At 46.5% G+C, this 13137-nt stretch carries 10 protein-coding genes; 7 read left to right on the forward strand and 3 right to left on the reverse strand.

Features of this window, described 5'->3' with window-relative positions:
- Positions 1-434 precede the first annotated feature (434 nt).
- Entirely contained in the window at positions 435-1130 is a 696-nt protein-coding gene (locus PHG53_06615; GenBank protein MDD5381293.1) for an NAD(P)H-hydrate epimerase, read from the forward strand.
- 15 nt (positions 1131-1145) lie between these two features.
- On the opposite strand, the gene PHG53_06620 is transcribed toward PHG53_06615, so the two are convergent.
- The 3 genes from PHG53_06620 to PHG53_06630 all read right to left on the reverse strand — a co-directional run bounded on the left by PHG53_06620 (position 1146) and on the right by PHG53_06630 (position 5348).
- Complete coding sequence (locus tag PHG53_06620; GenBank protein MDD5381294.1) at positions 1146-3011, reverse strand: DUF3887 domain-containing protein; 1866 nt, start codon at positions 3009-3011, stop codon at positions 1146-1148.
- Between the two features lie 163 nt (positions 3012-3174).
- Positions 3175-3858, reverse strand: a complete 684-nt coding sequence (locus tag PHG53_06625; GenBank protein MDD5381295.1) for an HAD family hydrolase — start codon at positions 3856-3858, stop codon at positions 3175-3177.
- Between the two features lie 26 nt (positions 3859-3884).
- Entirely contained in the window at positions 3885-5348 is a 1464-nt protein-coding gene (locus PHG53_06630) for a hypothetical protein (GenBank protein ID MDD5381296.1), read from the reverse strand.
- A gap of 113 nt (positions 5349-5461) precedes the next feature.
- Between PHG53_06630 and PHG53_06635 the strand changes: the two genes are divergently transcribed.
- The 6 genes from PHG53_06635 (at position 5462) to PHG53_06660 (ending at position 13110) form a co-directional block, all read left to right on the forward strand.
- Entirely contained in the window at positions 5462-6178 is a 717-nt protein-coding gene (locus tag PHG53_06635) for a pseudouridine synthase (GenBank protein MDD5381297.1), read from the forward strand.
- A 94-nt stretch (positions 6179-6272) separates the two neighbouring features.
- Positions 6273-6527, forward strand: a complete 255-nt coding sequence (gene rpmB / locus PHG53_06640) for a 50S ribosomal protein L28 (protein ID MDD5381298.1) — start codon at positions 6273-6275, stop codon at positions 6525-6527.
- 81 nt (positions 6528-6608) lie between these two features.
- Entirely contained in the window at positions 6609-6908 is a 300-nt protein-coding gene (gene gatC / locus PHG53_06645; GenBank protein ID MDD5381299.1) for an Asp-tRNA(Asn)/Glu-tRNA(Gln) amidotransferase subunit GatC, read from the forward strand.
- Positions 6909-6929: 21 nt separating this feature from the next.
- Complete coding sequence (gene gatA / locus PHG53_06650; GenBank protein ID MDD5381300.1) at positions 6930-8393, forward strand: Asp-tRNA(Asn)/Glu-tRNA(Gln) amidotransferase subunit GatA; 1464 nt, start codon at positions 6930-6932, stop codon at positions 8391-8393.
- Positions 8393-9856 (forward strand): Asp-tRNA(Asn)/Glu-tRNA(Gln) amidotransferase subunit GatB, encoded by a 1464-nt coding sequence (gene gatB / locus PHG53_06655; GenBank protein MDD5381301.1) that lies wholly within the window; start codon positions 8393-8395, stop codon positions 9854-9856. The genes gatA and gatB overlap by 1 nt, the downstream gene beginning before the upstream one ends.
- 299 nt (positions 9857-10155) lie before the next feature.
- Positions 10156-13110, forward strand: coding sequence for a chemotaxis protein CheB (locus tag PHG53_06660; GenBank protein ID MDD5381302.1), 2955 nt, complete (start codon positions 10156-10158; stop codon positions 13108-13110).
- Positions 13111-13137: the final 27 nt, after the last annotated feature.

A 13137-nucleotide genomic window follows, 5' to 3' on the forward strand; every position in this document is an offset into this window, starting at 1 on the left:
TTTTACTCCTTTTCCCATATCGAGTTACGAGGTTTATCCGCCGCAGGCGTAATCGAATTTTCGCACCATTCGCGCATGTCCGTCCAATTAGGAAAGGAACGTATTCTAAACATTATGAAAGATATGGAACAACAAAACACGGTTAATTTAGGCAATCGGTGTTTGAAAAATTCGTGTTTATTCGTGGTTAATTTTTCGTGCCTTAGTGCCTTCGTGGCCAAAACTCAATCAATCAAAATGAATAAATTATGCAAAACGAACCCAATTTCCGAAATGCCAAAAATTGCTATAACATCAGTAATGACAATAACTACGAACTATGAACAACGAACTGTGAACTATCAAAAACGAACCCAAACAAAGCCAATTTCTTGTTAAAATGGGTAATTACAATCGCCATTGAAGGATAACTTAAAAACTATACAATAGCTGTTATGGAAAAATACTCGCCGAACAAAAAGTGTATCGTAATGAATAGAGACGAGGCCCGGGCGTTCGACGCCTGGGCGATAAATACGCTCGGAATACCGGGCGCAGTATTGATGGAAAACGCCGGCCGAAGCTGTGCCGAACTGATTAAAGACAAACTCGCCGGCGTCGCCAATCCTAAAGTCTGTATCTTCTGCGGAACGGGTAACAACGGCGGCGACGGTTATGTGATTGCGAGACATCTTTTAAACAGCGGTTTCGAGGTTACGGTAGTTATATGCGGCGACCGCGGTAAAATAAAAGGTGACGCAAAAATAAATCTGGATATATTAGAAAAGCTCGGCCAATCCATCGAACAACTAAACCTTGATGACGGCGACATCTCTGGCAGGATTAAAGGTTTCGCGGCTAGCGCCGATATGCTTGTTGACGCAATTTTCGGAACAGGATTAACCGGACAGTTAAGCGATGAATACAAGCAGCTTATAGAGAGCATAAACGCTCAGCATTGCCCTATCTTAGCGGTTGATATACCATCGGGTCTGGATTGCGATACAGGTGAATCGCTTGGCGCAGCTATAAGGGCCAGTTTCACCGTAACCTTCGTTGCGGTCAAGAAAGGGTTCACGGCCGCAAAAGCAAACGCCTATACAGGCGAAATTTTTGTCGCCTCTATAGGCGTTGAACCTATGTCAAATTAATCTGCCTGCCGCGGATTAAAACGCGTCCGGCCTGGCTGACAGCGTCTTGTATCCTATGAAGTATAGGAATCTTTCGAGGTTAAATACAGGCATCGAGAGCTTTTGTGCCCGCTCCTGTATCTCTTTGTAAGAGGTAAGTCTTTTCAAAGATGCCTCGTATTTTTCCATCGCCGTCGGGTCGACTTCCATTTGTTCGAAAGTCGGCTTTTTGAGTATCGTGGGTATTGTTCCAAGAACGAGGAAATCGGTGTCGATGGTAATTTCATCAGCCACTCTGCCGCCCCACTTCTGGATGAGGGCTTTTATCTTATCGGCTCCCTCATAATCGATATTTCCATCGCCATTAAGGTCGAATTCACCCGCTACCACAAACGTGTTTGTTTTATCACTATCCCAAACTAAATTTGCAATAGCATCATCCATGATAATCGGGTTTTTGGTGGAACTTACAATGCGTGCGGTTGAGATGTTTTTCCCGACGTTAAACACTTCGATTTCAGCTTTTCCCTTGCCTTCTCTGAGTATGGGGGTATTTTTTTCATAAACCGAGAAAGTCAGTCCCCGATAAACATGGTCATCGCTTCCGAGATTGATATGGACTACTTTTGCCGCGTCGTCGACCAATATTATTTTCCCATCGGGCTTATACGCAGCTATTTCACTGTCAGGCGAGGGAACAAGCGCATGAAGCTTTTCGAGGGCGCGTTTTATTCTCTCTTCGGCGGTCGTCAATTCCGCTTCTGTTTTGAGCAGCTGCTGGCTCAGTTTCTTTCGATTGTCTCTTTCCTCCTCGAGCTGCGTCATAAGAGTCTGAACCTGCTGGTCGGAAGTTTGCTGCAGCATTACTTTAAGGTCATTGTAATCTTTTTTGATTTCGTCAACCTGCATCTGATATTTTTCTTTTTCAGCCAGGAGTGTTTGCTCTTTCTCAAGACCTACCCTTATCGCATCATCAAACCGATTTTTCAGTTTATCAAACTGGTCCTGGAAGAAAAGAGCCGTATTAGTAGTGCCGTCCAGCTTTGCTTTAAGTTTCTCTACTACCCCTACAAGTCCGACGATGTTTGGGTCATCGATTTCAATATAAGCCTGCTGCCGTCGTTCGAAATCTTCCGGTTTTTCAGGCTGCGCAGGCTGCAGTGCCTGCTGGTAACTTTCCATGACTTCCGCCGGCGTTGGAACAATAGACAGACTAGCAACCTGCTTGTCAGCATTGTAAGCAATTCTTACATCAAGGACGCCATTCTCGAATTGGCAGGTGACAGATACAACATTAGAGTCAGCTTCTGTTTCGGTCATGGAGCCAAGCTGTTTTTGGAAAGGCCCCATCTGTTCGATAGTCGCTTTCCACACTTCTTCAAGTTTCTCAGGAGGCAACGCATTTTTCACCGCTTCATTGAAGTCCTCTGTCACTACCGAAAACTGCTGAGCGGCCAGTAACTCGACGAGCTCATTGGTTGGAGTGTTTGGTTCGACGCTTTCGGCAACTGGAACGTTTGGTTCAACGGCAAGGCGCTGCTGGGTCAATGATTCGAGTATGTCCTTGACCTTTCTATCTGCGGTGTCGAATTTGACTTCGGCAGAGGTATCTTCCGGCAGGCCTCCGACTATCATGGACATTGTTCCATCAAGATAATCGACCATAGTGCCGAGCCTGCTTTTTCGCGACTGTTTCGCCCCCACTATCGCTCCTATTTTACTCAGTTCCGCCTTGCTGGCCATCTCGTCCATCTGGCTTTGTAAAGCAGCTTCTGCTGTTCTATGTTTTTCGGCCTGGAGATAAAAGATAACCGCAACGACCGTTGAGATGATAAAAAGGCCGACAAATGTTATTACGGTATAGAGCATAGCGTTATTTTGCTGTCTTTGGCCTACCGGCATAGTAAAACTCCTTAGAAGCACCAAAAAATCACATATTAATCCGTCCGTGACGGACTAAGACCGTCAAAACACTCTATTATCGTCTAAAAAGGGTTCTAAATCAACAAAAAACTTTCGGAAGGTCTTATAATATATCCTGATTTCGGTACCAGAAGCCAAAGCCTCAAAGTTTCTCCAAGAGGGCCGGCAACTGGGTAATTTTGCTTATTACATGCTTAGCGGAAGCATTAGGAGCATCGGAGACTGATGTATGTATGCGAGCTGGACGGGTTATCTGGACGGTCAAAAAACCTAATTTATTCGGTGCGATAAAATCTTTTTTCTCGTTGTCAGCGACGTAAGCTATAGCCTGCGGTTTTGCGTTTAGTGTTTGCATAAGTTTCTCAAAGCCGGTCGGTGAGGGCTTCCAGAATTGTCTGCCGAGCTGTTCGGTGTAGATTATGCACTTAAAATAGTTTTCGATTTTGAGGGCCTGGACTTTCAGCTGCTGAGCAGGCAAAAAACCATCCGTCAGCAAAGCTAATGTATATTTTTTGCTTAGCTGCCGAAGGACTTTCTCGGAATCTGCCGGCAGAAGAATTTGCGGAGAATGGCTTCGATAAGTTTCTATCAGTTTTTCTATGAGCCGGTCATCATAGCTTAAGCCGAGGTCATCGAGAGCCGCGTTGAATGTATTTGTGTGATTGCCAGCGGTGAACTGCTTCCACAAGCTGTCAAAAATCTCCTCGGGAGACAGCACGTCCACCAGATTAGAGAGGGACAGGGCAACGGCTTTGAAGCCGCTTCGGCAATAGTCGAGCTCATCGTAAAGCGTGTCGTCTAAATCAAAAACAACTGTTGTTATCATATTTCGCTCCATGTTTTCAGTTTGTTTTATTTTTCCGCATTTGCTACGTATATTGGAATTACAGGACCATCCGGGGTGAATTGGTCAGAGTCGAATTGGGTTATTTTATAGCCGTGTTGCTCCAGGCCTTCCACAAGAACAGCGTAAGTTTCGAGCAACCATATCTGCCGGCGTGCGAGAACAGCCTGCTTAAACATTTCAATCGACTGTACCCGCTGCTCTCCACCACAGAGGCCAGCAAGACATTCGACGTTAATCCAGTGTGGTGTAACTGATTCTTGTAAGAGGTAATGTTCGAAAAGAGTACCTTGGTTCCAGTTGCCTATAACAAGATAGTCAAGGGCGGCAACCTTGCTTATTTGGACAACGGTGTTTCGATATGCGGTATGGCATTTATTTAACACTCGTATTTTTTTAAATGCGTCAAGACCATTCATAAAGACAGCAAGAATTATCACAATCATTGCGGCGTAAGTAGTCGACTTGGAGCAAGCCTTATTGTTTAAGATTCTCAGGATCAGACCAAGCCCCAGACCACCAACTACGCAGAGCATAGCATAAGCAGGCAGTTGAGGAGGTATGTCTTTGATTTTTTCGGCCAAGAATAAGGTGACAAGCCAGAGTATAAGCAGAGCAAGGGCAAGGGGCCGGAATTGTTTTCGGCCGAAAATCTCAAGCAGACCTGCAACAACAAGCGGTATGCAGAAAAAAAACCCGGAAAATATTTCGCGGCCTTCTTTGTCCATCGCCCATTTGAGGCTGAAGGAGCGATTAGCAGCCTCGAACAGACCGCGGCCACCAAAGAAATAAGACTGACGAACCGAAAATATTATGACAGCAGCAGAAACCGAGAAAATTGCGCAGAACAGCAAAAGCGGACGCAGGCGTGGTCGCAGTATGAAAAAGCAGGGTAAGGCAAGAATCGCACTCGGTGTTATTAAGAAAGATAAGAGAAATGACAAGCTTGCAACGATGGGTTTATTCAGCAGCCAGAGCAAAATCGACAGGAGGAAGAAACAAACCTGCGGGGTATATACCTCGGCGTAGATTGAATTTTCGAGGAATATATGGTGTGTAAAAAGCAACAGACTCGCGGCAACAGATGGAACGTGTTTATGACAAATAGTAAAAGTTATAAAGTAAACCAGCATAATGCTTAAGGCGCCGAGAAGACAATTCATCAAATTTATTGCATGGTCATCGGAGCCGGGCAAGATGCGGATGAATCCAGCACCGAGCAAGTAGTAGCCGAGGTGTACCGGCCTTTCGGTGAAATTGAGATTTCGCATCTGCTGCAAATAAACTGCTGCATCACCATTAAAAAGAGCATCTGTGCCCAAAGAAGCAAAGGTGGCAAAAACTATCAGAAAGATTATAAGGCCAATGAAGGTAGCTTTTGTTTTACAGGGCCGAATGGTTTCGAGAAATGGGTTGGCAAAGTTGTTTAATCCGACTTCAAATCTTTCGAGCATCAGCCTGGCATAAGTCATTACGGGCTTTCTCCGTGTATATTCTGAGGTATACTAAGGTTTGTTCGGATAAATGTCAATTGCGTTACAGGACGAAACCTGTTAAATAAGGGTAATTACAAAGCTGTGAGATTATGAGCAAACAAAGATTACAGAAAGTTTTGGCGGCGGCAGGTGTCGCTTCCCGCAGGAAGTGTGAAGAACTGATACTTGAAGGGACGGTGTGCGTGAACGGCGGGGTTGTGGACAGTCTGCCAGCTTTTGTTGACCCTGAAAAAGACATCATAACCGTGGACGGCAGAAAAATTTACGCTGCCCGGAAGGTATATTTTCTTTTGAATAAGCCCAAAGGCGTGATTTGCACAAATTCAGACCCGCAGGGAAGAAAAAAAGCTATAGATATCATCCCGGGGCGTGAACGCATCTTTTGTGTCGGCAGGCTCGATATCGAAAGCACAGGAATAATTATACTAACCAACGACAACGAACTGGCAAACAGATTGACGCATCCAAGATATGGACTGGCGAAAACATACGTTGTCAACGTCAAAGGTGAGCTTAGCGGTGAGCAAATAGAAAAGCTGAAAAAAGGGGTCTGGCTGGCTGAGGGCAAAACCGGCAGAGCGACAATAAAGATATTAAAGCGCAACCGTAAAGAATCATTGGCAGAAGTAACTATTCGAGAAGGGCTTAACCGCGAGGTCAGAAGGATGTTCGCAAAGATGGGTTTGCCTGTAAAATCATTGACAAGGACGCAGATTGGCAAAATTAACGCACGAGGCCTCGGTATCGGTAAATTCAGGGCACTAACGAAGGCAGAAGTAGAATATCTGAAGAAAACGACGAATTGAAATTTAGGCTTGCAATTTTCCCAAGAGTGAGTATATTTGTATAGTTTTAAGGTAATTGTGGCAATAACCTGAGTATATAATCGGGAGCTTATTAATGTCGAGAGTATGTCATTTTACAGGTAGACGGACGAAAAGCGGGAACAGTATCACACGGCGCGGCAAGGCAAAGTATCTTGGCGGGGTCGGAAGAAAAATTACCGGCATTTCGAAAAGAAAGTTTAAGCCGAACATACAAACGGTCCGGGCTGTTATTGATGGTAAGGTTGTCAGAATCAAGGCCTCGGTCAAAGCAATACGTATGGGCCTTGTTCAAAAGCCGCTTAAACGGAAATATAAACCGGAAGAGTAAAGAACATAAGAATACAAGTCTTATGTGCTGAAATCTGCGGGGCGGGTTTTGCCTCGCTTTTTTTATTTAGGCAGGAAAAAAATGGGGAAAAGAATCGACCAAACAGAGGTGAGGAAGGTCGCTAAATTATCCCGTCTGGATTTGAGCGAAGAAGAAATTGCGGAATTTACGGGTCAGCTAAGTGCAATCCTTGACTATGTTGCAAAAATGAACGAGCTGGACACCGCCGGCGTCGAACCTCTGGCACATTGTCTGCCGATAAGTAATGTTTTTCGGGAAGATGTCGTCAAGGAATCGCTTGGGACTGAAAAGACGCTGGCAAATGCACCGGATAGAGACGGGGAATTTTTCAAGGTTCCGAAAATTCTGGAAGAACCATAGTTATTGATGATTGATTATTAAATGGACTGGCAAAGCGCAAAAGAGTTACGGGATAAAATCAGAACCGGCGAGACAAGCAGCGTTGAAGCAACTGAGGCGGTTTTTGAACGCATTGCTAATTCAGAGCCTGCCATTGGGGCGTATATAAGCACATTTGAAAAATCGGCCATCGACAAGGCGAGAGAGATTGACAAACGCATAGCCAACGGCGAGGCGGTTGGAGAACTGGCGGGCGTGCCGGTGGCGATAAAGGATAATATGTGCACCACTTTCGGGACAACCACCTGCGCTTCGAAGATATTAAAGAATTTCCACGCACCATATAACGCAACAGTTGTTGATAAGCTGATTGCTGCCGATGCCGTGATAGTCGGCAAGACGAATCTGGATGAGTTTGCGATGGGTTCGAGCACGGAAAACTCCAGTCTGAAACAGACGGTTAATCCGTGGGACATAAAGCGAGTGCCGGGCGGGAGCAGCGGCGGGTCAACAGCAGCCGTGGCGGCGGGACTTTGCTGCGCGGCGCTTGGTTCGGATACGGGCGGTTCGATTCGTCAGCCGGCAAGTTTCTGCGGAGTGGTGGGACTAAAGCCGACTTATGGAAGGGTTTCACGATACGGGCTTGTGGCTTACGGTTCAAGTCTGGACCAAATCGGGCCAATAACACGCACGGTGGGCGATTGTGCGTTAATGATGAATGTTATAACGGGACACGATGAGAAAGACAGTACCAGCGTAAGCGAATCGGTTGTGCCGGCCTGCAACTACCTTGAGAAACTCGATGAACCGATAAGCGGACTGAAAATCGGCATTGTGCCGGGGCTTAACACCGGCAGTGACAGTGATGTGCAAAAGGCAATCAGCGGAGCGATTGAGGTATATAAAAAACTCGGGGCGGAAATAATTGAAGTAGAAATGCCGCATTTTGATTATGCAATTGCCGCTTATTACGTAATAGCTACAGCCGAGGCATCGAGCAATCTGGCAAGATACGACGGCGTGCATTACGGACACCGCACGAAAAATCCTAAAGATTACATCGAGGTCTATACAAAATCGCGGGCAGAAGGATTCGGCAAAGAAGTCAAGAGGCGAATAATGTTGGGTACTTATGCGCTGTCGAGCGGCTATTATGACGCGTATTACCTGAAGGCGCTTAAGGTCAGAAATTTGATACGCGGCGATTTCACCAAAGCTTTCGAGAGATGCCAGGCCATTTTGATGCCTGTTTCGCCAACGACTGCTTTTAAAATCGGCGAAAAGGTCGATGACCCACTGAAAATGTATCTTTCGGATATTTATACGATAGCCGCGAACCTCGCCGGGGTTCCAGGTATCAGTATCCCGTGCGGATTCGACAAAAATAATCTGCCGGTCGGGTTACAGATACTAACGCCTGCGTTCAGTGAAGATAAGCTGCTGCGGATTTCAAGAATGTTCGAGGCGCAAACTGACTGGCATAAAAAGAAGCCTGCGATTAGATAATGAGTGAATTGCAATACAAGGTTTTGGTAGGGCTTGAGATTCACGTGCATCTTAGCACGAAGACGAAGATGTTCTGCGGCTGTGCGCTGAGTTTTGGAGAAGAAGCCAATAGCAGAGTATGCCCGGTGTGTCTCGGTATGCCGGGCGTGCTGCCGGTGATGAATAAGCAAGCATTCGAATATGCAGTGCTAGCGGCACTGGCCCTTAATTGTGAGATAGCAAAATTTACAAAGTGGGACAGAAAAGGGTATTACTATCCGGATTTACCGAAAAATTATCAGATAAGTCAGTATGATTTGCCGCTCAGCAGAAACGGCTTTATTGAAATACCGCTGGAGTCTGGAAAAACCAAGAGGATTGGAATAATCAGGGCGCACCTTGAGGAAGACGCTGGAAAGAACCTGCACGCGACGGGAAACTTTTCACAGGTCGACTTAAACCGTGCGGGGACACCTTTACTGGAGATTGTAACCGAGCCCGATATGAACAGCGCTGCGGAAGTTCGTGCGCTGGCGGAGGAATTGCAAAGAATGGTCAGATACTTAGGCGTCTCGGAGGCGGATATGCAAAAAGGCCATATGCGCTTCGAGCCGAACGTCAATCTGGTTATCACTAAAGACAGCAAAGAATACAAAACACCGATTGCCGAAATCAAGAACCTCAACAGTTTCAGGGCGCTGGAGAAAAGCATCGAATACGAAATCGGCAGGCAGCTTGACCGATTCCTCGAAATAGGCGAAGTGATGGAGATGGGCAACAAGAGCACCCGCGGCTGGGATGACGTAAAGGAGGCGACAGTCCTGCAGAGAGAAAAAGAAGAAGCACACGATTACAGATATTTTCCAGAACCTGACCTTGTGCCGGTTGAATTGACAGAAGAGCAGCTCAAAGACATCAAGTCTCGCTTATGTGAGCTGCCTATAAAAAAGCAAATGCGTTATGTTAATGAATACAAATTAAGTGATTACGACGCAGGCGTTTTAACGGCGGAGCGTGCAACAGGAGAATTTTTCGATGAGGCAGTTAAAGCCGGCGGCGAGCCGAAACGGGTTTGTAATCTGCTCACGCAGGTCGGTCTGAAATTAGCAAATGAAAAAGGCTGCAGCGTCGCCGAGTTGGGTATCAAACCTGATGGTCTAGCTAAATTAGCTATGATGGTTGAATCCGGCGAAATCAGTGCGACCGCAGCTAACACCATTTTAGGAGAAATGGTTAAAATAGGCAAAAGCCCACAAGAACTGGCAGAGCAGCTAAACCTTATTCAGAAAAGCGATGCAGGAGAACTGGAAAAGATAGTTGAGCAGGTACTTGCGGAAAACCACAGGGCGGTTGATGATGTAAAAAGCGGCGGAAAAAGAAGCAAAAAGGCTGAAGGGTTTCTATTGGGGCAGGTTATGCAGAAGACGAGGGGGCAGGCAAATCCAAAAGTTGTTTCTGAAATTATTTCAAAAAAATTGTCTTGACATTTCCTACTATTTTTAGAAAAATTATAACATTAGGCGGACAAGAGAAAAAGCGAACCAGCAGCCAGAGCTTTCTGACCATAGTTACAAATCAGTATCAGGTAGCTCGTTATGTGGGGGAATATAGGGATGTGGAATATGGATGCCGGCGAAAGGGAGATTACGGGGGAAACACAGGTGATTTCTTTGCGCATAACCAAAATTAGAGCAAATCAGCCACGATTTACCCATTCACAAGAACATAGATGACGAGTTAGGCAAAGCCCGGCGCAGCGGGTAAACGAGAGAAAGGCAAGAAGATGGCAAGGAGCAAGGCAAGTCGGAGAAAGAAAGGCCTCAGAATTGAAAAGCCTGTGACTTCGCCTGAACGCAAGCCGCGAAGAGGAAAGAGAGAACCTCCAATTGTTGGCATAGGAGCGTCTGCGGGCGGGCTTGAGGCACTCGAGGGATTTTTCCGGCACATGCCGTCGAATAGCGGGATGGCGTTTGTTGTGATCCAGCACTTGTCTCCTCAGCATGTTAGCGCAATGGACACGCTTCTGACACGCTACACGGAAATGCAGGTCCTGAATATCGAAGATGGGATTAGAGTCAAGCCGAACCATATCTACCTGAACCCGCCCGATAAGCACGTTGTGATAATGAACGGCAAACTATGCCTGATGGAGCCAAAGGAGCCCCATGGGGTGAAGATGCCTATCAACTATTTTCTGCGCTCTCTCGCTGAGGACAGGGGTGAAAAAGCAATCTGCATTATCCTCTCTGGAACAGGGTCAGACGGGGCTTTGGGGTTGAAGGCGGTGAAAGGTGAAGGCGGCCTTGCGATAGCTCAGAATGAGAAGCAGGCCAAGTTTGACGGCATGCCGCGAAGCGCGATAGATACGGGGCTGGTGGACTTAGTTTTGCCTGTTGAGAGAATGGGCGATGAGCTGATGAAGTATTCGCAGCATCCGTATGTTGAAGGCGGGCAGGTCAGGACGGACAAAAAGTCGCTTGGCGACTATATGAGAAAGATATTCTTCCTGATTAGATCAAAAGCTGGGCACGATTTTTCGAATTACAAGCAGAATACGATTCTGCGCCGGACTGAGAGGCGAATGGCTCTGCACCACATTAACCAGATATCAGAGTACGTTCATTATCTTGAGCAAAAACCGGACGAGATTATTGCCTTGCACAAAGACATGCTCATCACTGTAACAAATTTCTTCAGAGACGCGGGGGCGTTTGAGATTCTTGAGCGAAAGGTGCTGCCGGAACTGCTCAAATCAAAGCCTGATGAAGGGGCGGTGCGGGTATGGGTTGCGGGGTGCGGGACTGGTGAAGAAGCGTATTCCATAGCGATACTGCTGGCCGAAACCATGGCGAAACTGAAAAAGCAGCTGGAAGTTCAGGTTTTCGCCACTGACCTGGACTCCGAAGGAATCGAGCACGCACGGATTGGGGTATACCCTGAGAGTATTGCCGCAGACATTTCAGCGGAGCGGCTGCTGCGCTTCTTCGTAAAGGAGGATACCGGCTACAAGGTTAAGAAACAGATTCGGGAAATGGTTGTCTTTGCCGCTCATGACCTTATCAAGGACCCGCCTTTTTCAAAATTAGACTTAGTCACCTGCAGAAATGTTCTTATTTATATGGACGCTTTGCTGCAAAGAAAGATATTGCGGCTGTTCGATTACACGTTGAATCCGAAAGGGGTCTTGTTCCTGGGCACATCCGAAACCATCGGAGGTCTTACAGAAAGATTTGAGCCGATAGATGCCAAGTGGCGAATCTTCAGACACAAAGGGACTGTTCCCAAAGCGCGTATGGTGCATTCCCTTGCAGTATTTAATAACTTCAAGGATGAAGGGCAGGACACAAGGGGAGTTGATATTAAGAAATTCGCCGAAAGGACAATTCTTCAGAGTTACGCACCGCCGTGTGTTCTGGTAGATAAGAAATATAACGTCGTTTATTTTAACGGCAGGACGGAGATGTACCTGTCGCCGCCTGTGGGCGAACCGACTTTTAATGTTTTGAAGATGGCTCGCGACGAGCTACGCTATACGCTGAGCACAATGCTCCATAAGGCGGGCACGCAGAAAAAGACGGTTGTTTGTGAAGGGGTAAAAATAAAACATAATAACGGCATTCTAACGATAAACCTCGTAGTCAGACCTATTACTGAACCGGCGGCCATGAGTGGTTTGTTAATGGTTGTATTTGAGAGCAAGAAACCTTTGGGCAAACTTTCCAGGAAGAAAGAGAAGAAAACTGTGGGGAGCAATGACGTTAAGCCGCGGGAAGAAGCCCTTGAACAGGAATTACAATCAACAAAAGAGTGTCTCCAGACAACAATAGAAGAGATGGAAACCTCTAACGAAGAGCTGCAGTCAACGAACGAGGAACTGCAAAGCACAAACGAGGAGCTGGAAACATCGAGAGAGGAGCTGCAATCAACCAACGAGGAGTTGCAGACAATGAACTCGGAACTTCAGGAGAAGGTCGAGGAATTGTCCAACGCCAACAACGATTTGAACAATCTGCTTGGCAGTACTGAGATAGGAACGATATTTCTTGACAACGGCCTTAGAATCAAACGTTTCACGCCGGCAACAGGTGTTTTTTTCAAAATCATCAGCAGCGATGTGGGCAGGCCAATCAGTGACATTGCCCATAACCTGGGATACGACGGTTTTCTTGAAGATATCAAGCAGGTTATCAATAATCTCGGGCAAATAGATAGAGAACTGCAGACCAGGGAAGGCAAGTCGTACATTATGCGGATTCTTCCGTACAGAACGGTTGAAAATGTTGTCGACGGAGTGGTAATTACCTTTCTTGACATCACGGCTCAAAAGAAGTCGCAGGAACGTGAATCCGCCGCGAAAGCAGCTCAGGTTTATACACAGGCCATTTTGGATACTGTTCGGGAGCCGCTGGTGGTTCTGGATGAGAACCTTCGCGTTGTGTCGGCGAACAGGTCTTTTTACGAAACTTTCGAGGTCAATCGCGAGAATACCGAGCAGAAGCTGATTTACGAACTTGGGGACGGTCAGTGGGATATCCCACGATTGCGAGAGCTTTTGGAGCAGATTTTGCCCGAAGATAAGCAGTTCGAAGGCCTTGAAGTTACACACGATTTCCTTGGGATTGGGCGCAGAGTGATGCTTCTCAACGGCCGGCATATCTTGCAGGAGAATCAGGATAAGCAGAGAATTTTGCTTGCCATCGAAGATATTACCCATCGCCACGAGAAAAAATTGACCTGAGTGAGCCTTTTGTTGCTCTGAGGAGTT

This window comes from Phycisphaerae bacterium, from assembly GCA_028714855.1.
GTDB lineage: Bacteria > Planctomycetota > Phycisphaerae > Sedimentisphaerales > Anaerobacaceae > CAIYOL01.